Source organism: Roseateles sp., assembly GCF_044373315.1.
In the GTDB taxonomy this organism is placed as follows: Bacteria; Pseudomonadota; Gammaproteobacteria; order Burkholderiales; family Burkholderiaceae_C; genus JACDQM01.
The window spans coordinates 65,728-86,186 of the sequence record NZ_JBILQK010000007.1 but is presented as its reverse complement, the minus strand read 5'-3'; the positions used below and the strand labels follow the sequence as shown (position 1 = coordinate 86,186).

Genomic DNA, 20,459 nt, shown 5'->3' with positions numbered 1-20,459 from the left:
GGGCTTTTCGATCCTCTGACGGGCCATCAGCAAGCGCTGTGTGGATCTGTTTTCTTGAAGAAAACGGATTCGCTGCCCATCCTGCCATGCCGGCAGCTTAGGCCCCCAAGGACGCCGTCACGATCACAAGGAGAACTCAGTGGACCTGATCCAAACCCTTGAGCAAGAAGAAATTGCTCGCCTGAACAAGACCATCCCCGCATTCGCTCCTGGCGACACCGTGATTGTCAGCGTCAACGTCGTTGAAGGCACGCGCAAGCGTCTGCAAGCCTATGAAGGTGTGGTGATCGCCAAGCGCAATCGCGGCCTGAATTCCAGCTTCATCGTCCGCAAGATTTCCAGCGGCGAAGGCGTTGAGCGTACGTTCCAGCTGTACAGCCCGCTGATCGCTTCGATCGAAGTGAAGCGCCGTGGTGATGTGCGTCGCGCCAAGCTGTACTACCTGCGTGAGCGTTCGGGCAAGTCGGCCCGAATCAAGGAAAAGCTCTCCTGATAGGCGAGCTCTCGGCGAAATTGATGGCCCTTTCCGGGTCGCCAATGGAGCCAAAAGCGGGCGAACGCGCTCGTTCTGTCAAAGCCGCCTCCGGGCGGCTTTGTCGTTTACGCCCTATGCTGTGCCCATGTCTCGCGCGCCAATTCTGAACCCGAAGCTTGTGCCGGTGTCCGGCATCGATGCGCACCTTCCGCCAGTGCCTGTTGAGGCCCTGCAGCCACAAGCGCTTCGTCAACGCTTTGCTGCCGCGCCAGAGTGGCAGGTCGAGTTGCCAGGCGACGGCGGTCGATTTGCCGGGCGGGCTTCGGCAGCCGCTGCCGTGCTGGTGCCGATTGTTCTGCGGGCTGAGGGTCCCCAGGTGTTGCTGACGCGCCGGACGGCGCACTTGCGGGACCATGCGGGACAGATCAGCTTTCCCGGCGGTCGGGTCGAGCCTGAGGACGTCGATGTCGAGGCGGCCGCACTTCGCGAGACCGAGGAAGAGATTGGACTCGCGCGGCGCCACATCGAGGTGATCGGGCGCCTGCCAACCTACACCACCGTGACGGCTTTCGAGGTGACACCCGTGGTCGGGCTGCTCGAGCCGGGGTTCAGCCTGAAGCTCGACCCCTTCGAGGTGGCCGAGGCCTTTGAAGTGCCCTTGCAGTACTTGATGACGCCGGCGCATCATCAGCGACACATATTCACCTTCGAAGGCGGCCAGCGCGAGTTTCTGTCGATGCCTTGGCCGCAAGGCAGCGAGGAGTATTTCATTTGGGGCGCTACCGCGGCGATGCTGCGCAACTTCTACCGCTTCCTTTCGGCTTGAGCGCATCCGGCCGCTATCATCCCGGCCCATGAACTTCTTCGCGGTCTTGTTCGCATTGCTTTGCGAGCAACTCAAGCCTCTGCCTCACGGCAACAAGGTCCATCTCGCCGTCATCGCCTGGGTGCGATGGACTGGACGCAATTTCGACGCAGGGAAGGCGCACCACGCCAATGTGGTCTGGGCGATCACAGTTCTCGGTCCGGCCTTGTTGGCCGCGCTGATCCACATCGCCCTCAGCCACTTCAGCCTGATCCTTGCATTGGGCTTCAATGTGCTGGTGCTCTACCTGACCTTGGGCTTCCGACAGTTCAGCCACTATTTCACCGACATCCGCGACGCGCTGGAGAGAGCGGATGAAATGGAGGCGCGCCGCCTGCTGGCCGAATGGCGCCACCTGGATGCCAGCGAGCTGCCCCGCACTGAGCTGCTGCGGCACGTCATCGAGCACTCCCTGCTGGCCGCCCACCGCCATGTCTTCGGCGTCTTCTTCTGGTTCATTTTGCTGTCGACGCTGGCGCTCGGGCCGGCTGGTGCCGTGCTCTATCGCATGGCTGAATTCGCCAGCCGCTACTGGGCGTTCAAAAGCCGCACTATCGACGCGCCGACCAATGAGCGCCTGATGCTCGTGTCACGGCAAGTATTCGGCTGGGTCGACTACCTGCCGGCCCGTCTGACGGCGACCGGCTTTGCGATCGTCGGCAATTTCGAGGAGGCTGTGAACAGCTGGCGCCGCGATGCTGCGCTGTGGCTGCATCCCAATGAAGGCATCATCCTGGCCTCTGCAGCTGGCGCGCTGGGTGTCCAGCTGGGCGGCGCTGCGGCACCTGGCATCACACCCGACCGGAGCAAGACTTTTGGTGCAGGCGGGGATGTGGACGCCACCGGTGCCGCCGGGTCGACCGGCGGCCAGCTGCCGCAGCTTGGGCATTTGCAAAGCGTGGTGGGGCTGATCTGGCGTTCCGTGGTCCTCTGGATGCTTCTCCTCGCTCTCCTCACCCTTGCCAACCTTGTAGGCTGAGCCCGGACCGAGGAGAGGCCTTGCGGCCTGTCTGACACCGGGCGGAGGACGGGACGCGTCACGCGCGACCCGGCTGGGGCGGCCCGGACCGACGAGGAGAGGCCCTGCGGCCTGTCAGACGCCTGGCGAAGGACGGGACGCGTCACGCGCGACCCGGCTGGGGTGGCCCGGACCGAGGACGGGCCCACTGGCTCGCAGTCTGCGAGTGTGGGTCCAAGTGCCCATGGGGCCTGCGTTGCACTGCAGAAAGCAAAAAGCCTCTGAATCGTGCGACTCAGAGGCTTTCGGTTCCTTGCAGTGCTTGCTACCGCGAAAAGCGTCCGCGGCAGCCTTTTGCTCAAGCCAGGCTCAATTCAAGCTCTGGATTCCTGCAATGGCCCACTCCTGGCTACCGTCCAAGGGGCGCACCAGATGCCAGACTTCGTCGAAGTTGCTGGCCGCCGCATCGCTCTGCTCACGGATCAAGCCGCTGAAGCGCACGCTGACAATCTGCTGGCCGTGTTCTTCAGCACGCTCCACCACCTGGGCTTGCAGTTGCAGCACGTCCGTGCGCTGCTCACCCTTGCGATCAAGCAGCTCCTGCTGGATCACGGCGTACATCTGTGGCGTTGTGAAGCGGCGCAGATCGGCCTGGTCGCGGCTATCGTTGGCGGCCTGCAGGCGGATGAACACACGCTTGGCAATCTGCTCGAAGCCTTCCACATCAAAGTCGCTTGCCGGGGCTGCAGCCGAAGCCACAGGCGCTGCGGCCGGAGCGATCACAGGCTGCGACGCACCGAAGCTCTGCTGCGGAGCGCTACCTCCCGAGTTGAAGCTGCCTGACGGGCTGCCAAAGCCGGGACCTGCACCTGCACCTGCACCAGCGAACTGCAGGCCTTGCGGCCCTGCAGCCGCCTTCTTGGCCGCAAAACGGCGCACCAGGAATCCGACCACCATCATTACCACCAGGCCGATCAGCAGCATGGTCATGAAGTTTGCGAGTTCAGCCCCAAAGCCGAAGTGGCTGGCCAGCGCGGCCAGTCCCAAACCAGCGGCCAAGCCGGCGACCGGGCCCATCCACGAGCGCTTGGGGGCGGCCGCAGCGGCTGCAGCACCGGTTGCGGCGGGCGCCGCTGCGGCTTGCTGCGTCGGTGCCTGGCTAGGCGCGGGCTTTGCAGGTGTCTGGCCTTGCATGGGCTGGCTTGGCGTGCTGCGTTGCATGCCTCCATTGCTCAGGCGCTTGGCTTGCACATCGGCGGCCACCAGGCTCAGGCTGAGGGCGGCGCTCAAAGCGGCGAGAACGATTGTCTTCACGTGGTCTCCTGTGGTCTTGGACCGGTTGTGCCCTGAAAGGTGAGGGCGCTGGCCGGCGTTTCAAGCGTCGCGTACATCGCCCAGCACCGTGCTGCCGAAGTCCGCGCGCGTAAGGTAACGCAAAACTTTGGCCGCAGCCTGAGCAGGGCTATCGAGCTGACCTTCACGCTTGAACGCAGCGAATCGCATCTGGTCGGGAAAGCCGCTGGGATCGCCCGAGCGCAGCTGGGCCTGCATATCGGTATCGATGATGCCGGGTGCTAGCGAGACGACGCGTGCGCCAGCCGCGCGCCCCTCTTCATCAAGGGCCACGGCGCGCGAGAAATTGTCCATGCCTGCCTTGGCGGCGCAGTAGGGCGCGCTGCCGGCCATCGCGCGACGGCCCAGTCCGGAAGAAATATTGAGCAGGCGCTTGTCGGCGGCCCAGCCGCGCGTGGCGGCCAGAAAGGCACTGCTCAGCAGCACGGTGGCTTCCAGCCCGACGCGCAGCGCGCTGGACAACTCAGCCAGCGGCACCCGGTCGATAGGCCCGGGCGGCGTGACGACGCCGGCGTTGTTGATCAGGCAGGCATGGCTGAAGCGTTGCGGGTCCTGCCCGGTCAGCCAGTCCTGCAGCGCCTGGGCCGCAGGCAGCGGGTCGGCCAGATCCATCGGCCACTGCAGCAGCGGGCAGCCCGCTGCGTCGGCCTGCTGCTGCAGCTCGGCGTTCTGACGGCGCGAGATGCCCAGCACCAGATGATCGACGGCCAGCAGCTGACTGGCCATTGCCAGGCCCATGCCGCGCGAGGCGCCGCTGAGGATGTAGAGCTTCATTGGTGGATCTCCCTGCAGGATGGGGTCAGAACGGGGCGGCGCTGTCGAAGCTCAGCCCGAGCTCGGGCAGATGCAGCCAGCTCGCATGCAGCAGCAGCCGCGGTGCGAGTGCGCATTGTGCCGGCGATGCATAGAGCGGGTCGCCCAGGATGGGATGGCCGATGGCCTGCATGTGCAGGCGCAGCTGATGGCTGCGGCCTGTGACCGGTTCCAGCGCCACGCGTGTGCTTTGGGCCTGCTCATCGCGGGCCAGCACCTGCCAGCGCGTCAACGACGGCTTGCCGTGGGCGAGGTCGACCTTCTGCCGCGGCCGGTTCGGCCAGTCCGGCATCAGCGGCAGATCTACCTCGCCGCAGGCTTCGGCCAGACAGCCGGCCAGCACGGCGGTGTAGCGCTTGGCGACGCGCCGCTGGGCGAAAGCGATGCTCAGGCTGCGCTGCATCTCCGCTCCGCGCGCCAGCAGCAGCAGGCCGGAGGTGGCCATGTCGAGACGGTGCACGATCAGGGCGTCATTGAAACGCTGCTGCACCCGGTGAATGGCGCAGTCCTGCTTGTCTTCACCGCGGCCGGGCACGGTCAGCAGGTCAGCCGGCTTGTCGACGACGATCAGCCTTTCGTCCACATAGACGGGCGGCAGTTCGGGGTAGGGCGGTGGCATCGCGCGATTGTCCTCGGCCGTCGGCCGCGTCAGCGCTGGTGGGCGCTCAGAACTGCTCGATCCAGCCCGACTGCAGCGCCGATTCCGGGTTGGACCCGGCCGCGCGCACGGCCGCAAGCGCCTCGGCACGCGGCATGCCCAGGTGCTTCAGCACGCAGGCGGCCACGGTGCCGGTCCGTCCGATGCCGGCCGCGCAGTGCAGCAGCACCTGGTCGCCCAAGGTCAGGCTGTGCCCCAGCTGCTCGATGCCTAGCCGAAGGGCGGTCGGATCAGCACCCAGGCCGAAATCGCGCATCGGCAGGTGCTGCCAGCGGAAAGGCAGCCGGCCCTCGGCAATCGCCTTGTGATAGCCCGGCGAGAGCGCAGCCACTTCTTCCAACGGGTTGAGACAGACCACCAGGCTCAGGCTGCGCTGGCGTGCCTCATCGAGAAAGCCGCCGAAGGACTCGAAGCGCCCGGGCATCGATTGCAGCCACAGGCGGCCGCTCAGCGCAGCAGGTAGGGGAAGGGATCGGAAAGGCATGGACTGATTGTCCACTCAGGAGACGATGTAGGCGCCCGAGCCGGTGCTGAGCAGGCGTCCATCGGCGCTGAGGAACTGCATGCGCGTGCTGGCGACGCGGCTGCCCAGGCGCAGCACCTCGGCGGTGGCGTGAAACATCTGGCCGAGACCGGGGCGCAGATAGTCGATCCGCAGGTCGATGGTGCCGAGCTTGCCGAAGCGGTGCAGGCGCGCCAGAGGCGCTTCATCCATATGGCGGGCGCCGATGGCGGCCATCACCGCCAGTCCGCCCATCGCATCCAGCGTGGCGCTGATCACGCCGCCGTGCAGCCGCTGGTGGGTGAAGTGCCCAATCAGCTCGGGGCGCATTGGAATGTGGGCCTTGACGATATCTGCTTCAAGACTGTCGATGCGCAAACCAAGCACCTGGTTGAAGACGATATGCTGCTCGAAGATCTCGCACAGACCGCGGGTGAACTCGGGTTCAAAGATGCTGGAGGGACAGGTCATGCTGACAGGTTATGTTCGGGCGTTGCGAAGGCTTGGCGCGCGCCGGGGAAGGGCGGGACGAGCTTAGCGCAGAACCCGCCGGCACCGGCTGCAGCCTCGCGCTGTGCTGTGCGAACGCCGGCCCGCTGACAGCGGGCCGGCTCCACTCGATCATGACTCAAGGACATTGCGACACCATGGGCGTTCCCTCTGCTTTGAAACCACCGGAGCTTGCCGACTCTTCCGAAGCCCGGCTGCAGGCTTGGACTCGCGCGGTGCGCCCTCTAAAGCCCATGCCGTGTGCCGTGGTCCATCCCTGCGACGAGGCCTCGCTGCGCGGCGCGCTGGAGGCGGCTCAGCTGGGCCTGATCGATGCCCGGCTGGTCGGGCCGGCGCGGCGGGTGCGTGCCTTGGCAGCCACCCTGGGCCTGGATCTGGCCGGAGCCACGCTGATCGATGTGCCTCACAGCCATGCCGCGGCGGCGGAGGCGGTGGCGATGGCGGCACGTGGCGAGGTGAGCATGCTGATGAAAGGCAGCCTGCACACCGATGAGCTGATGGAAGCCGTGCTGGCGGAGCGCACGCTACGCACCGGCCGGCGCATGTCGCATGTGTTCCGATTCGAGGTGGCCACCTATCCCAAGCCGCTGCTGATCACCGACGCCGCCATCAACATCAGCCCGGACCTGGAAGCCAAGGCCGATATCGTGCGCAATGCCATTGATCTGGCGCAGGCGTTGGGCGTCGCAGAGCCCAAGGTGGCGCTGCTCTCAGCCGTCGAGACGGTCACGCCCAGGCTGGCCTCCACCATCGATGCCGCCGCCCTGTGCAAGATGGCGGATCGGGGCCAGATCCGGGGTGGTCGGCTGGACGGGCCGCTGGCCTTCGACAACGCGATCTCGGCCGAGGCCGCGCGCATCAAGGGCATCGTGTCGCCAGTGGCCGGCCAGGCCGATGTTCTGGTCGTGCCGGATCTGGAATCCGGCAATATGCTGGCCAAGCAGCTGGAGTACCTGGCGGGTGCGGCCAGCTGCGGCGTCGTGATGGGCGCGCGTGTGCCGATTGCGCTGACCAGCCGGGCGGATGGCGCGGTGTCGCGCGTGGCTTCGGCGGCGCTGGCGGTGGTTGCGGCGCGTTTCCTGGCCGCACGCGAGGCCGAGGTGATCGCCCGGGCGGCCCTGTGAGCGCGGCGCTGCATGAGCCGCTGGTGCTGGTGGTCAACGCCGGCTCGGCGACGCTCAAATTCGGCCTCTATCCCGCCGAAGGTCCGGCGCTGTGGCTCGGTGCCTACGAGGGGTTGGAGCCGGGCGGGCGTCCCGAGTTGCGGCTCGACGGCATGCGCCAGCCGCTGGACGAAAGCCAGGGCTCGGGGTTCGCGCTGGCGCTGGACCATCTGATGCAAACGCTTGCGCAGCGGGGGCTTGCGGTCAGTGGCGTTGCGCACCGCATCGTGCATGGAGGGGAGCACTTTCTTACGCCCAGTTTGCTTGACGAGCAGGCACTGCGTGACCTCCATCAGTACGACTCGCTGGCGCCGCTGCATCAGCCGCACAACCTGGCCGGCGTCGCCGCGTGTGCCCGGGCCATGCCCGGGGTGCCGCAGATTGGCTGCTTCGACACGGCTTTTCATGCCAGCCTGCCCGACGTCGAACGGCGCCTGCCGATCGACCGCGAGCTGGCCCTTCAAGGGCTGCGACGCTATGGTTTCCACGGCCTGTCCTATCAGTACCTGACGGATCTGCTGCTGCAGCGCAGCCCGCGGGCACGCGGCCGCATGGTGCTGGCCCATCTGGGCAATGGCGCCAGCCTCTGCGCCACGCTGGACGGGCGCAGCGTCGCCACCTCGATGGGGTTCTCGGCCCTGGATGGGCTGATGATGGGCACACGCAGCGGCAGTCTGGACCCCGGCGTGCTGCTGCATCTGATGGCGCAGGGCTGGGATCGGCAGCGGCTGGAGCAGCTGCTTTACAAGGAGTCGGGGCTCAAGGGCGTTTCGGGTCTGAGTGCCGATATGCGCACCTTGCGGGCCAGCTCGCGCGTGGAGGCGGGCGAAGCCATTGCGCTGTTCACGCGCCGGCTGGTGCGCGAGCTTGGCGCCATGCTGGCCGTGCTGGGCGGCGTGGACCTGATCGCCTTCACAGGCGGCATCGGCGAGCACGATGCGCAGTTGCGCGCCGAAGTCGTGGCTGCGCTGCAGTTTGCCGACCTGCGTTTGGATGCCGCAGCCAATGCGCGCGCGTGCGGCGATGCGGTCGCTGCCATCCACAGTGCCGACAGCACGGCCGAGATATGGGTGGTGCCCACCGATGAAGGGCGCGTGGCGGCGCGTGCCGCGTTCAGCGTGCTCGGCCTGGCTCAGCCGAGCTAGCTGCCTCCATCACCTGCTGACGCTGCTGCCCCAGGCCGCTGATGCCCAGCGTCATCACATCGCCTGGCTTGAGGAACTGGGGCGGCTTCAGCCCCAGCCCGACGCCTGGCGGCGTGCCAGTGATGATCAGGTCGCCGGGCTCCAGCGTCATCACACGGCTGCAATAGCTGACGAGTTGCGCGCAGCTGAAGATCATGTCGCGGGTGTTGCCGCGCTGCCGCGGCTGGCCGTTGACATCCAGCCACAGATCAAGCTGCTGCGGGTCGCCGATCTCATCTGCCGTCACCAGCCAGGGACCTACGGGTCCGAAGGTGTCAAATCCCTTGCCCTTGCTCCACTGGCCGCCGCTGCGCTCGGTCTGAAACGCGCGTTCGCTGATGTCGTTGGCCAGCACATAGCCCGCCACATGGCTCAAAGCCTGCGCTTCGCTGACGTCGCGGGCCTGGCTGCCGATCACGATGCCCAGCTCAACCTCCCAGTCCACCTTGCTGCCTTCGCGCGGGTAGACGATGTTGTCGTCCGGACCGTTCAGGCAGCTGGTCCATTTGGTGAACATCACCGGCTCGGCGGGCGCGGCCATGCCGGCTTCGCGCGCATGCTCGTGGTAGTTCAGGCCGATAGCGACGAATTTGCCGATACCACTCCATGGCACCCCTAGGCGTGGCTGGCCGGCGACCAAGGGCAGCTGAAGCGGATCAATGGCGCGCAACACCTGCAGCGCGACCGGGCTGAGACTGCGTGGCGTGATGTCGTCAAGCAATCCGGCCAGGTCGCGAACCTGCCCGTTTGCATCGAGCAAGCCAGGTTTTTCCTGGCCCGGTGGGCCGTGGCGCAGCAGCTTCATGGGGCACTCCGTCGCGGGTGTGATGTGGACTCGGCACACTGTACCCAAGCGCCAGCATCCGCTGGCGCTGCTGTTCGCGCCTGTTGCATCTGCGCTGTTGCGCGATCAGGGCCTCAGCCTGGATGAGGGCTCATCAGACGGTGGCAGCAGGTCGATCTCGCGCAGCAGCACCGGCTCCAGGGAGCCAGTCGCCAAGCGGCGACGCACCGCGGCGTCGATCTCGTCGGCATGGGCCAGATAGGTGTCCAGCGCCTGATCGTCCACGCTGCGTGCGCAGAAGTGGTAGTGCAGCACGGCGCTGGTGATGCTGGCACCGACGCGCTGCTGCCCATGCTGCACCCAGAAGCGCACCGCGTCAGAGGGCGTGTGGAAGAACGCGTCCTGCTTCATTGAGGTGGCGAGACTTCAGCCCTGGTGCTTGTCGTGCCGGAACCAGCCGTCGCTGGCCTTGCGTTGCCATTCGGCCAGCTGCTTTTCGACCTCTTCAAGCGCCAGGCCGTAGCGTTCCTGGATCTTGCCGGCAAGCTGCTCGCGGCGACCGGCCACGACATCGAGATCGTCGTCGCTCAGCTTGCCCCATTGCTCTTTCACTTTGCCGGCCGCCTGCTTCCAGTTGCCTTGGATCTGATCCCAGTTCATGGTGTTTCCTTTGCGTGGTGATTGAAGCCTGAATACTGCGGCCGGGGCGCTCCGGCGTCGGTGCGTCAGCGCACCGACCGGCCGGCGTGAGGCGCTGCGCCCTGGTTCGGTATGCGCCGCACGAGGGACTCTTCAATCCGGCAGTGAAATGACGAAGCAGCTGCGCGGCCCGAGTGCCGCCCATTCCAGGCGCTGACCGGGCCGCAGCAGCTGTCCCTCTTCCTCACTCAGCAGCGCCGACAGCTGGCTGGGTGTGGTGCGCACGAACACAAAGCGCATCAGCCGCCCTTCGCGGCGCAGGCTCAGTTCGGCGCGTTGCCAGGCCAGCGGCAGACAAGGCTGGAAGCTCAGGCTGCTGGCTTGCAAGCGCAGTCCGAACAGCGATTCAAGCGCCGCCCTGTGCATCCAGGCCGCAGCGCCCGTGTACCAGCTCCAGCCGCCGCGCCCGACATAGGGCGGTGCGCTGCAAATGTCGCCCGCCATCGCGTAGGGCTCGAGGCCGTAGACCGGGCCTTGCATCGGATCGCGGCTGCGGTGCGCGGGGCTGAGCATGCAGAAGTAGCGGTAAGCCAGCTCGGCGCCTTGTTTGGAGGACGGGCTCTGCCGCCCCAGCGCCGCCTGTGCCATCAAGGCCCAGATCGCGCCATGCGAGTACTGGCCGCCGTTCTCGCGCACGCCAGGCGGATAGGCCTGGATGTAGCCGGCGCTGGGTTCGGCATGCACCAGCGGCGGTGTCAGCAGGCGCAGCAGCCCTGCCTCGTGGTCGACCAGCTCCTGCTCCACCGCATCCATCGCCTGGCGTTGGCGCTCGGGTGAAGCCTGGCGCGAGAGAACGGCCCAGGCCTGCGCGATCAAGTCGATGCGCGCCTCGGCGTTGTGATTGCTGCCCAGGGGCTTGCCGTCGTCGAAGAAGGCGCGGCGGTACCAGCGGCCATCCCATGCCGGTCCCCGCAGTGCCACGGCCCAGCCTTGCGCGGCCTTCTGCCAGCTCCGCACGCGGGCCAGGTCGCTGCGTGCTTGCGCCAGCGGCAGGAAGTCCGCCACCACGCGGGCCAGGAACCAGCCCAGCCAGACCGATTCTCCCCGGCCGCCATGGCCGACGCGGTTCATGCCGTCGTTCCAGTCGCCGCTACCCATCAGCGGCAGGCCATGCACGCCTACGCGCAGGCTGCGGTCGATGGCGCGCGCCGCGTGTTCATACAGGCTTGCGCCTTGCTCGCTGATGCGCGGCGTCTCGTAGATGTCCTCGGCGCCTTCAGGAATGGGGCTGCCTTCGATGAAGGGTAGCACCTCGTCGAGCACCGCAGCATCGCCGCTGCAGCTCAGGTAGTGGCTGCAGGCATGCGGCAGCCACAGCAGATCGTCAGAGAAATGGGTTCGAACGCCAGCGCCGCCGGGCTCATGCCACCAGTGCTGCACATCGCCCTCAGGGTACTGGCGAGAAGCGCAGCGCAGCAGCTGCTGGCGCAGCAGATCGGGTGCGGCCCAGCTCAGCGCCAGCGTGTCCTGCAGCTGGTCGCGGTAGCCGGTGGCGCCGCCCGCCTGGTAGAAGCCGGCCTTGGCCCAGAGACGGCAGGACAGGGTCTGGTAGAGCAACCAGCGGTTGACCAAGGCATCGAACAGCGGATCCGGCGTACTCACCGTGCTTGCGCCAAGCAGCAGGTCCCAGCGTTCGCGCACGTCCTCCTCGCGCGCCTCGGCGTCGACCATGGCGGCGCGAAGCGCCAGCTGGCGCGCTGCTTCCGGGCAGTCGGCGTAGCCCAGCAGGAACACCCGCTCCAGCGCCTCGCCAGGTGCCAGCTGCAGGCGCGTGGCCAGCACGGCACAGGGATCCAGCCCGCCGCCCTGGGTCTGGCCGAAGTGTTCGGGCAGCACCAACCGGCCGCGGGCGTCGAAGCACTCGCGCCGGTCACAGCTCCAGTCGGCGCTGTCCAGCGGGGCGCCGCCGCGCCCGCCAGGCTCCACCAGCGCCAGGAAGGCGCAGCCTTGGCCGAGGCCGCCGGCCTGCTCCTGCTGGGTGGCCAGCAGCGCGCTCAACCGGCCGTCCTGCGCCAGGCGCTGGCTGAACAGCGCCGTGTGCACGCTGGCGCGGTCGGCGTGGCTGGCGCCCATCAGCCATTCGGCGAAGCCTACCAGGCGCAGGCGGCGGGCTTGGGGGCTGTCGTTGAAGATGCGCAGCCGCAACTGCTTGACGCTGGACTGCGCGTCCACGCACCAGCTGGCGCTGACCGCCAGATCGCCCCGGCGGTGCGTGATGCGTGTGTAGCCCTGGCCATGAACGACGTGATAACGGGTTCCGGCCGCACCCCAGGCTGAAGGGGTGACGCTCCAGGTCTCGCGGCTGTGCAGGTCCTGCAGCAGCCACCACTCGGAGGGCGGGTCGGAAACCGGGTCGTTGGACCAGGCGGTCAGCTGGTTCATGCGGCTGTTGCGGGCCCAGCTGCCGCCACCGCCGGTTTCGGTCAGCAGGCAGCCGAAATCCGGGTTCGCCAGCACATTGATCCAGGGCCGCGGCGGCCGACGATGTGTGCCGACCTCGAAGCTGAATTCGCTGCCATCGGCCGAAAAGGCGCCCGCGGCGATGGCTGCGGTTTGCGCTTGCGAGGGCAGTTCGCTGCAGTCCGTGCCCTGGCGGACCTCGCGCGCCAGTTCGTGCTGCGCAAGCCAGGCGCGCACATGCTGCGCCAGCGGCCGCCCATCGGCGCGCAGCTGTACGCGCGCCAGCTGCTGCAGCGCGTCGAGCTCGGCCGCTGAAAGATCCTGGGCCCGCAGCAGATGGAAGGCAGTGCTGCTGGTGCCGGGCAACGCCGCGGCATCGGCCTGGTGGCGCTGGCGCAATGCCGCGATCTCGCGTTGCAGGGCCATTTCGTAGGAGGCGGCTTCCTCGTTGATGACCACCAGATCGCAGGCGACGCCCCCCCATGACCACAGGCGCAGCCCCTGGTCCAGCGCGCGCAGCAGGCCCAGGCCGGGCAGGGTGCTGATGTGCACCAGCACCAGCGGCCGCTCGCCCGACAGGCCGAAGCGCCACAGCAGGCGGCGGTCCCAGCCCGGGCCGGGCGGCGCGCGCTCGCGGCCCGGCGCTGGCGGGCGCGTCAGGGTCAGCAGCAAGGCGGTGCTGAGCGTCTGAACGGCGGCCAGGCTGTCCGGGCTGATGCGCAGCGCGCGCAAGCGGATACCGGCCAGCGTGGCCGACATCAGCGAGGCGCGCTCCACATGGCTGGGCTGGCGGTATTTGTCGATCACCGCGCGCAGCGTGGCGCCATGCTCGGCCGCAGCTGTGGCGAAGGTCAGCAGCGCCTTGCCGCGTGGCTCGATGCGCAGGGTCGCCGCCAGCACGCACACGGGATCCAGCCCGGTCACCAGGTCGCCTGCGGTGAGCGGGTCCAGACGGCCCAGCGGCTGATGCACTGCGCGATTGCGGCCCCGCCACTGCTGGCGATCCAGCTGCACCTGCAGTGTCTGCACCGGCGGCTCGGCATGGGCCAGGAAGTGCGCGGCCTGCAGGCCCGGCTCGGTGGCCAGGCGCGGGCGGCGTTCGAACAGCAGCGCCTGCTGCTGCGGCAGGCCCTGGGCGCTCAGGAACATCTGGCTGAAGGCCGGATGCGCCTCGTCAGCACGCGCCAGCGCCAGCGTGGGCTCGAAGCAGGAGATCAGCTCCAGCTCGATCGGCTGGTCGCCAGAGTTCCGCAACTCCACCTGGCGGAACTCGATGTCGTCCTCGGGGCTGACCCAGGCCGTTAGTTCGCTGTGCAGCCCCGGCCAGCTGGCGCTCAGGCAGACCCGGTCGGCATGGAAGACGCCGTGGTACTCGGCGCCGGCATCGGGCGCGGGATGCTGGGTCAGCGACACCAGCGCCTGGCTGCCGGCCAGACGCAGGAAGAAGAAGTGTCCGTGCGCGTCGCGCAGCGCATCGTCGCGCCAGCGGCTCAGGTCGTGCTCGCCCCAGCGGCTCCAGCCGGCACCATTGGCGCGCAGCGCGACGCGGTAGCGGCCGTTGGACAGCAGATGGCTTGGCTCCACCGCGGCCTGGCCGGGCGGTACCTCGTTGCGCAGGCTCGGTGCACTGCGCTGATGAGCCTTGGCCGCCAGGCTGGGTGGGGCGTAGAGGTTGGAGATCTCGCGCGGCGCCCGTTCATGCAGCAACGAGGCCACCGCCTCGAGATGCGCATTGGCCATGCCCCAGCGCTGGGCCACGCCGTCCAGCAACACATTGGCCAGTGCCACGATGCTCATGCCCTGGTGATGGGCCATGAAGGTGGCCACCGGCGTGAAGTCCTCGCCGAAGCTTTGGCGCTCCGGGGTGAAATCCAGCGCCTCTATGAAGCCATAGCGGCCGCGCGCGCCGAGGCGTTCCAACGCGGCGAAGTTGCTGCAGGCTGCCAGCGGCGCGATCTGTGCCGCCAGCGCGGTTGCATAGGGCGCTACCACCAGCTCAGCCACGGGCGTTCGCCGCAGCGCCAGGCGCGGCACGCCCTGCGGCGCGTACTGGTAGGCCAGGCTCAGGTCGCGGCCTGCGTAGGCTGATTCCGAAATGCCCCAGGGCACGCCCAGCCGTTCGGCGTAGTGCACCTGTTCGATCAATGCGGCCTCGCTGGCTTCGCGCAGCGCGCTGCCGGGCGGCTCGATCAGCACCAGGCCCGGCATCAGGTACTCGAACATCGAGCCCGACCAGGAACGCAGGCCGGCGCGCGTGCCCACCGCATAGAAAGGCCTGCCGAGTGCGGCCCAGTGGCGCACCGGCACACTGCCGTTGGCGATGGCCAGCAAGCTGCTCAGGCGCGATTCGGAGGCCAGCAGATCGTAGAAGCCTGAGTCCAGCTGCTGCTCGGCCACGCGAAAGCCCAGATGCAGCAGATGCCGTTTGCGGTGGTAGAGGAAGCTGAAGTCCGCCTGCAGCGCCAACTGCTCCAGGCTGCCGGCCAGCGCCAGCAGCGCTGCGCGGCAGCCACTCAGATCGACGCCTTCGTCGCGCGCGGCAGAGGCCTGCGTGGCGCGCAGATCCGCCAGGCCCTGGCGCAGCTCGGCGCGCTCGCTCGGCTCCAGCCGCTTGCGCCGTGCCAGCAGGGGCTGTAGCCGGCTGCGTGCGCGGGCCAGCGCGGCCTGGGTCGGGGCTCCATCCAGCGGATCAAGGGACAGCGCTCGGCAGGCCTCGGCCACGGCCAGCAGATGGCCGCACAGATTGCCGCTGTCGACGCTGGACACGTAGCGCGGCAGCAGCGGCTGGCCGCTGCGGGTGTCGTACCAGTTGAGGAAGTGGCCGCGATGGCGCTCCAGGTCGAGCAAGGTCGCCAATGTGGCCTGCAGGCGATCCAGCAGCTCCTGCGTGCCGATCCAGCCGAACTGGCGCGCGCAGGCCACGCTCAGCAGGTACAGGCCGATATTGGTGGGCGAGCTGCGGTGGGCCAGCATGTCCATCGGCAGCACCTGCAGGTTGTCGGGCGGCAGGTGTCTATCCTCGGCGCTGACGCAGCGCTCGAAATAGCGCCAGGTGTCGCGCGCCACATCGTGCAGGTAGACCTGCGTTGCCGGAGGCAATTCGGCCGCAGCGCCTCCGGCCGGCCGGCTGACCCACCAGATCCCCAGCGGCGAGCCGGCCCACAGGCCGCACAGCAGCAGGCTCAGCGGATGGGCGTCGACGCTCCACAGCAGTGCGGCCAGCAGCAGGGCCAGCGCCGGCGTGCGGCGGTGCTGGCGCAGCAGCTCAGCCAGCCCGGTCTTGGCCGCGGCCTGCGCGGCGGCGGCCGTGGTCCACTGCAGCAGATGGCGCCGGCTCACCGCCATGCGGTAGAGCGTGCGCAGGATCGCGTCGCCCGCCATCCAGGCCTGTTCCATCAGCTGCGCCAGATGCCACAGCCCGCCCAGCAGCACGCGCAGCAGATCGGTCAGCGCCTGCTTGTAGAAATGGCGCCGCGCCAGCTCGTCGCGGCCGGGCAGGAAGCCGGCAAGCGCGCCGATCAGCGGGCCGGCGAAGAAGGCCATCAACACCAAGCCAAGCGCCGCGCGGATCGACACGCCGTGGCCAGCCAGCGCCATCAGCAGTAGGCCCAGCCCCGCCGGCGCCACCAGAGAGCGGCGCAGGTTGTCGAACAGCTTCCAGCGGTTGATCGCGTTGAGAGGAAACAGGCGCGGCTGCAGCAGCAGTGGCAGCAGCTGCCAGTCGCCACGGGTCCAGCGGTGCACGCGCGCCGTGGCCACGTCGGCATGGAAGGGGGCGTCCTCGATCAGCATCAGGTCGGTGACGGCGGCGCAGCGCACCAGCGCGCCTTCCAGCAGGTCGTGGCTGAGGATGGCGTTCTCCGGCAGCCGGCCTGCCAGCACGCGCTGCAGCGTCTGCACATGCAGCAGGCCCTTGCCGCTGAAGCTGCCTTCGCCGAACAGGTCTTGATAGACCTCGGAGCTGGCCGCGCTGTAGGGGTCGACGCCGCACTGGCCGGCGAACAGCCAGTGGAAGCGTGTCAGCTGCCCGGCCGCCGGCAGCGGCGTGACGACGCGTGGCTGCAGGATGGCGTAGCCGCTGACGACACGCCGGCCACTGGCGTCCAGGCGCGGCTGGTTGTGCGGATGAGCGGCCACGCCGACCAGATCGCGCAGCCGGCCCGGCGGCAGTTCGGTGTCACTGTCCAGCGTCAGCAGGTAGCGTGTGTCGGCGGCGATGCGCGAGGCCTCGCCCAGATCGGTGAAGGCGCTGGCCTTGCCGGTGGCTAGCGCTTCGATCAGCTGTTCCAGTTTGCCGCGCTTGCGCTCCCAGCCCATCCAGCGCTGCTCGGTGACGCAGAAGCGCCGTTCACGCTGCAATAGGATGAAGCGCGGTGCCGCTTGCGCCGTTGCGTGGCCATGCAGGCGGTTCAGTTCGTGTACCGCCTGCAGCGCCTGCTTCAGCAAGGCGGCGTCAGCGGGCGTGTGAGCGCTGTCGGCATCGCTCCAGTCGGTGGCCAGTGCGAACTGGGCCTGCGGCTCGGGATTGGCCAGGTAGTGCAGCAGCAGCCGGCGCGCCAGCGCGTCGATGGCGGCCGGGTTGCTGAGCATGGCGGGTATGACCACCATCACGCGCTGCTGGGGCGGTATGCCCGTGGCCAGTGCGAGCCGTGGCAGATGGCGCGGCTGCACTGATTCGCTGATCAGCCGGTTGACCAGGGCCACCACTGCCTCCGAGGCCGGCAGCAGCAGCAACAGGGCGCCCGCCAGACCCATCCACCATGGCGCTTGCGCCAGCCCGAGGCTTTCCTTCAGCAGCAGCCAGGCTGTCAGCGCCAGGGTGCCCAGCAGCAGCGCGCCAAGATACAGCGGCAAGCTGAGGTGATGGCGCAGCGCGCGCCACAGCACGAAAGGGCTGTCATGCAGGCCCAGGCTGCGCAGCAGCGTGGCCCGACCCTGGCCCTGCAGCCAGTAGCTGGCGGAAGCCGGAGCCCCTAGCGGCTCGGGTGCCTGGGCCATCAGCGATTGCAGCACCCGGCCCACGGCCAGTTCGCTGCGGCCGCTGCGGCGTGCCAGCCGCTCGATGGCGTGCAGCGCTTGGTCGCGGGTCTGGATGTGCTCGGCCTCGAATAGCGGTGAGCCCAGCATCAGCTGCATCAGCGCGCTGCTGGCGGCCACAATTTCCGGCCAGTCGGCCTCGCCGATGATGCGCAGTGAGCCCACCGCATTGCTGACGCTGAGGTTGTCGGCCGTCTGGTCGGCATTCAGCAGGGTCTGGGCACCGGCCAGATCGGGCATCAAGCCCTGCAGCCAGGCCTGCAGCGCGGCCTGGCGCGCGCCGGGCTGATCCTGCACGCGCAGGCCCAGCTGGGCCAGGAAGGGGCGGCTCGCGCCGCGCCGGTTCAGCAGCGCCAGCAGCGCGTCCAGCGTCGAGCTGCTGCAGGCCAGCTTGCGGTCGCAGCACAGATTGGCCAGCTCGCGCGCGGCCTTGTGCGTTGCCACTCGTTCGGCCAATCGCCTCAGGTTCTCCACCAGCACCACGCGCAAGGTGGTCGGCAGGGCCCAGATCTCGCTGAGGCTGAGCTCGCGCGTCTCCTGGTAGGCGGCCAGGAATCGGACCAGCAGTTCCTCGTCGAAGGCGCCGTCGGTGTGTGCGACAAAGGCCCAGGCCACACCATAGACGCGCGGCAGGCCAGCCAGTGGCTCTTCCAGCAGCACCGGCAGGCTGCGGAAGTAGCGCCGCGTCAGCCCGTCATGCACTTCCTTGAGTTGGGCCTCGATCAGGTGGGTGTTGTCCAGCAGCCATTCGGCGGCCGGGCTGATGTCATGGCCGGCCGATGCGTAGGCTCCGATATAGCGCTGAGTGCGGCGCAAGGTCTCGATATTGCTGCGCAGGCGCGGATAGAAGCCGGCCTGGCGCCAGCTGGCTGCACCGGCGCCGTGGGTCTGGCCCAGGCTGCGGCCATGCTCGGCAAAGCGCTGCGGGCCGAAGATCTCGGAGCGTATCGGCGGCTGCAGCGCACCGGCAGCGCCGTCCAACAACTCGGCCAGCGCTTGCGGCGCATCGGGCAAGAGGCGCAGCAGCGGGGATGCGAGCATGCCTCAAAAGGCCAGGATCACGGCACCCAGCAGCAACGCCAGCACCAGCGCGGTGGTGACGATGCGCGCCAGCAGGAAGCGGCTCAGCGTCTCGGCGTTGCAGCGCAGATTGAAGAGCCGGGTGTTCTTGCTGCGGCACAGATCCAGATGCTCGCCGAGCGCATGCAGGTCCTGCGGCGAGGTCTCGACGCTGTCGCCGAAGGAGGAGGTGCTCCAGTGCGATCCGTGTGAGGCTTTGCTGTTCATGACGGGCTCCGCCCGTGCGGCCTGGCGACCGAACGGATGATGGGTGACAGGGCAGCGGCAGGCATGCCGCGTATCTGCGTAGACTAGGCACTTTGCGCTTTGCGCTCTGTGCGCTGTCGAACACATGCGGGGCGTATAGTGTTCGAAAAAAAGTGCGCGGGCTGCTCTGCCGGCCCCGCCGATGAGATCGCTTGAACAGGAGGAACCAGGCCATGGCTGTGAACGCTGACTTCAGGCAGAACCATCTGTTGCGCGCGCTCACCGTGAGCGAACAGGCACACTGGTTGCCGCACCTGGAACAGGTCGGCATGCCGCTGGGCATGGTGCTGTACGAGTCCGGCCGCACGCTCAGCCATGTCTACTTTCCCCTCACCTCCATCGTCTCCATCCTGTACGTGACCGAAAACGGTGCTTCGGCCGAGATCGCCGTGGTCGGCAATGAAGGGATGGTGGGCATCTCGCTGTTCATGGGCGGCAACTCCACGCCCAATCGAGCCGTGGTGCAGAGCGCAGGCATCGGCTTTCGTCTTCCGGCGCAGCTGCTCAAAGACGAGTTCAACCGCGCCGGGCCGGTCATGCATCTGCTGCTGCTCTACACGCAAGCCCTGATCACACAGATGTCGCAGACCGCCGTCTGCAACCGCCACCATTCGCTGGACCAGCAGCTGTGCCGCTGGCTGCTGCTGAGCCTGGACCGGCTGCCCGGCAGCGAGTTGGTGATGACGCAGGAGCTGATCGCCAACATGCTGGGCGTGCGGCGCGAGGGTGTGACCGAAAGCGCACTGAAGCTGCAGGCTGCGGGTTTGATACGTTACGCGCGCGGCCACATTGCCGTGCTCGACCGCCCCGGCCTTGAGGCGCGCAGCTGCGAGTGCTATGCAGTGGTCAAGAAGGAATACGAGCGGCTGTTGCCGCATTTGAATCCGGTTGACACCGCGGCGGTTGGCGTCCGCGGCTTGAGCCGGCCTGTGTGGGCTGACCCACAGTGATTCGCGGGCGATGTGTGCAGACTCGGTGCTTGTTCAGCAGCGCCGGAGCACTCTGTGGCCGCCAACGAGAATCAGTTGATCGAGATGCTGCCGGGCGCCGAGCGACAGGCTTTGCTGGTGCATTGCGAGTCGGTCGAGTTGATGCTGGCGGACACGGTCGGCGACAGTGTTCTGCCGGTGCCGCAGGTCTACTTCCCGGTTGACGGTTTTGTTTCCTTGCTGACCTCGGTGGATCGCCACCCAGGTCTGGAGACAGCGATGGTCGGCCGTGAGGGCATGCTGGGCCATGAGGTGGCGCTGGGGCGCATGCCACCGGCGCAGCGGGTGCTGCTGCAGGGCAATGGGCGTGCCTGGCGCGTCAGCGGGCCCGAATTCGTGCGGCAGCTTGCCAGCAGCCCAGCGCTGCGGCATTGCGTTGAGCGCTACATGTGCACGCAGCTCAGCCAGTTGGCCATCGCGGCGGCGTGCCTGCGTTTTCACCGCATCGGCGCCCGTCTGGCGCGCTGGCTGCTGATGGGGCACGACCGAGCCCATGCCGACAGTTTCCATGTCACCCATGAGTTGCTGGCGCAAATGCTGGGCGTGCGCCGGGTTGGCATCACCACCGCCGCCGGTGCCTTGCAGCGGGCCGGCATGATCGAGTACCACCGCGGCACGCTGAGGGTCTGCAACCGCAGCGCCCTGGAGCTGAGCGCCTGCAGCTGCTACGCAGCCGATCAGCAGGCCTACCAGCGCCTGCTGGGTTGATCGGGCTGCGGGCATGCATTGGGTGTGGTAGCGCA

The 20,459-nt window shown here is 67.9% G+C and carries 16 protein-coding genes and 1 pseudogene; 7 read left to right on the top strand and 10 right to left on the bottom strand.

Annotation, left to right across the window (positions count from 1 at the left end; translation table 11 throughout):
• Window positions 1–139 precede the first annotated feature (139 nt).
• From rplS to ACIQ67_RS03495, 3 genes are all read left to right on the top strand, one after another.
• Window positions 140–493 carry a 50S ribosomal protein L19 gene (gene rplS / locus ACIQ67_RS03505; RefSeq protein WP_397532968.1) on the top strand — a complete coding sequence of 118 codons (354 nt, stop codon included), beginning with the start codon at window positions 140–142 and terminating at the stop codon, window positions 491–493.
• Between the two features lie 127 nt (window positions 494–620).
• Complete coding sequence (locus tag ACIQ67_RS03500) at window positions 621–1,301, top strand: CoA pyrophosphatase (RefSeq protein ID WP_397532967.1); 681 nt, start codon at window positions 621–623, stop codon at window positions 1,299–1,301.
• A 28-nt stretch (window positions 1,302–1,329) separates the two neighbouring features.
• A complete protein-coding gene (locus tag ACIQ67_RS03495; protein WP_397532966.1) occupies window positions 1,330–2,319 on the top strand; it encodes a CobD/CbiB family protein in 990 nt (329 codons plus the stop codon).
• 348 nt (window positions 2,320–2,667) lie between these two features.
• On the opposite strand, the gene ACIQ67_RS03490 is transcribed toward ACIQ67_RS03495, so the two are convergent.
• From ACIQ67_RS03490 to ACIQ67_RS03470, 5 genes are read right to left on the bottom strand one after another with little or no spacing between them, the layout of a single operon-like run.
• Window positions 2,668–3,612 (bottom strand): Tim44 domain-containing protein, encoded by a 945-nt coding sequence (locus ACIQ67_RS03490; RefSeq protein ID WP_397532965.1) that lies wholly within the window; start codon window positions 3,610–3,612, stop codon window positions 2,668–2,670.
• A gap of 60 nt (window positions 3,613–3,672) precedes the next feature.
• The gene (locus tag ACIQ67_RS03485) at window positions 3,673–4,425 is read right to left on the bottom strand and encodes an SDR family NAD(P)-dependent oxidoreductase (protein ID WP_397532964.1); all 753 of its coding nucleotides are present in this window, start codon (window positions 4,423–4,425) and stop codon (window positions 3,673–3,675) included.
• 25 nt (window positions 4,426–4,450) lie between these two features.
• A complete protein-coding gene (locus ACIQ67_RS03480) occupies window positions 4,451–5,083 on the bottom strand; it encodes an RluA family pseudouridine synthase (protein ID WP_397532963.1) in 633 nt (210 codons plus the stop codon).
• A 46-nt stretch (window positions 5,084–5,129) separates the two neighbouring features.
• On the bottom strand, window positions 5,130–5,606 hold the full coding sequence (locus ACIQ67_RS03475; protein ID WP_397532962.1) for a tyrosine-protein phosphatase: 477 nt from the start codon (window positions 5,604–5,606) through the stop codon (window positions 5,130–5,132).
• Between the two features lie 15 nt (window positions 5,607–5,621).
• Window positions 5,622–6,095 (bottom strand): thioesterase family protein, encoded by a 474-nt coding sequence (locus tag ACIQ67_RS03470; RefSeq protein ID WP_397532961.1) that lies wholly within the window; start codon window positions 6,093–6,095, stop codon window positions 5,622–5,624.
• Window positions 6,096–6,298: 203 nt separating this feature from the next.
• Here ACIQ67_RS03470 and ACIQ67_RS03465 point away from each other — a divergent pair.
• Window positions 6,299–7,258: pseudogene (locus tag ACIQ67_RS03465) on the top strand (bifunctional enoyl-CoA hydratase/phosphate acetyltransferase); the annotation flags it as partial.
• Complete coding sequence (locus ACIQ67_RS03460) at window positions 7,255–8,442, top strand: acetate/propionate family kinase (RefSeq protein ID WP_397532960.1); 1,188 nt, start codon at window positions 7,255–7,257, stop codon at window positions 8,440–8,442. The pseudogene ACIQ67_RS03465 and the gene ACIQ67_RS03460, both read left to right, overlap by 4 nt.
• Here the strand turns inward: ACIQ67_RS03460 and ACIQ67_RS03455 are convergent.
• The 5 genes from ACIQ67_RS03455 to ACIQ67_RS03435 form a co-directional block, all read right to left on the bottom strand.
• On the bottom strand, window positions 8,411–9,286 hold the full coding sequence (locus ACIQ67_RS03455) for a fumarylacetoacetate hydrolase family protein (RefSeq protein ID WP_397532959.1): 876 nt from the start codon (window positions 9,284–9,286) through the stop codon (window positions 8,411–8,413). The genes ACIQ67_RS03460 and ACIQ67_RS03455 overlap by 32 nt on opposite strands.
• Window positions 9,287–9,391: 105 nt before the next feature.
• On the bottom strand, window positions 9,392–9,676 hold the full coding sequence (locus tag ACIQ67_RS03450; RefSeq protein WP_397532958.1) for a DUF1488 family protein: 285 nt from the start codon (window positions 9,674–9,676) through the stop codon (window positions 9,392–9,394).
• Between the two features lie 15 nt (window positions 9,677–9,691).
• Window positions 9,692–9,925, bottom strand: coding sequence for a CsbD family protein (locus ACIQ67_RS03445; protein WP_397532957.1), 234 nt, complete (start codon window positions 9,923–9,925; stop codon window positions 9,692–9,694).
• 132 nt (window positions 9,926–10,057) lie between these two features.
• Window positions 10,058–18,442: a GH36-type glycosyl hydrolase domain-containing protein gene (locus ACIQ67_RS03440; RefSeq protein WP_397532956.1), complete on the bottom strand. Its 8,385-nt coding sequence runs from the start codon at window positions 18,440–18,442 to the stop codon at window positions 10,058–10,060.
• A 3-nt stretch (window positions 18,443–18,445) separates the two neighbouring features.
• On the bottom strand, window positions 18,446–18,688 hold the full coding sequence (locus tag ACIQ67_RS03435) for a hypothetical protein (RefSeq protein WP_397532955.1): 243 nt from the start codon (window positions 18,686–18,688) through the stop codon (window positions 18,446–18,448).
• A gap of 212 nt (window positions 18,689–18,900) precedes the next feature.
• On the opposite strand from ACIQ67_RS03435, the gene ACIQ67_RS03430 reads away from it, so the two are divergent.
• Window positions 18,901–19,677, top strand: a complete 777-nt coding sequence (locus tag ACIQ67_RS03430; RefSeq protein WP_397532954.1) for a Crp/Fnr family transcriptional regulator — start codon at window positions 18,901–18,903, stop codon at window positions 19,675–19,677.
• A gap of 54 nt (window positions 19,678–19,731) precedes the next feature.
• Window positions 19,732–20,424 (top strand): Crp/Fnr family transcriptional regulator, encoded by a 693-nt coding sequence (locus ACIQ67_RS03425; protein ID WP_397532953.1) that lies wholly within the window; start codon window positions 19,732–19,734, stop codon window positions 20,422–20,424.
• The last annotated feature ends 35 nt before the right edge of the window (window positions 20,425–20,459 follow it).

Coding starts and splice junctions, on each gene's coding strand:
- ACIQ67_RS03500 (WP_397532967.1), top strand. CDS start 621: ATGTCTCGCGCGCCAATTCTGAACCCGAAGCTTGTGCCGGTGTCCGGC.
- ACIQ67_RS03495 (WP_397532966.1), top strand. CDS start 1,330: ATGAACTTCTTCGCGGTCTTGTTCGCATTGCTTTGCGAGCAACTCAAG.
- ACIQ67_RS03485 (WP_397532964.1), bottom strand. CDS start 4,425: ATGAAGCTCTACATCCTCAGCGGCGCCTCGCGCGGCATGGGCCTGGCA.
- ACIQ67_RS03480 (WP_397532963.1), bottom strand. CDS start 5,083: ATGCCACCGCCCTACCCCGAACTGCCGCCCGTCTATGTGGACGAAAGG.
- ACIQ67_RS03475 (WP_397532962.1), bottom strand. CDS start 5,606: ATGCCTTTCCGATCCCTTCCCCTACCTGCTGCGCTGAGCGGCCGCCTG.
- ACIQ67_RS03470 (WP_397532961.1), bottom strand. CDS start 6,095: ATGACCTGTCCCTCCAGCATCTTTGAACCCGAGTTCACCCGCGGTCTG.
- ACIQ67_RS03455 (WP_397532959.1), bottom strand. CDS start 9,286: ATGAAGCTGCTGCGCCACGGCCCACCGGGCCAGGAAAAACCTGGCTTG.
- ACIQ67_RS03450 (WP_397532958.1), bottom strand. CDS start 9,676: ATGAAGCAGGACGCGTTCTTCCACACGCCCTCTGACGCGGTGCGCTTC.
- ACIQ67_RS03445 (WP_397532957.1), bottom strand. CDS start 9,925: ATGAACTGGGATCAGATCCAAGGCAACTGGAAGCAGGCGGCCGGCAAA.
- ACIQ67_RS03440 (WP_397532956.1), bottom strand. CDS start 18,442: ATGCTCGCATCCCCGCTGCTGCGCCTCTTGCCCGATGCGCCGCAAGCG.
- ACIQ67_RS03435 (WP_397532955.1), bottom strand. CDS start 18,688: ATGAACAGCAAAGCCTCACACGGATCGCACTGGAGCACCTCCTCCTTC.
- ACIQ67_RS03430 (WP_397532954.1), top strand. CDS start 18,901: ATGGCTGTGAACGCTGACTTCAGGCAGAACCATCTGTTGCGCGCGCTC.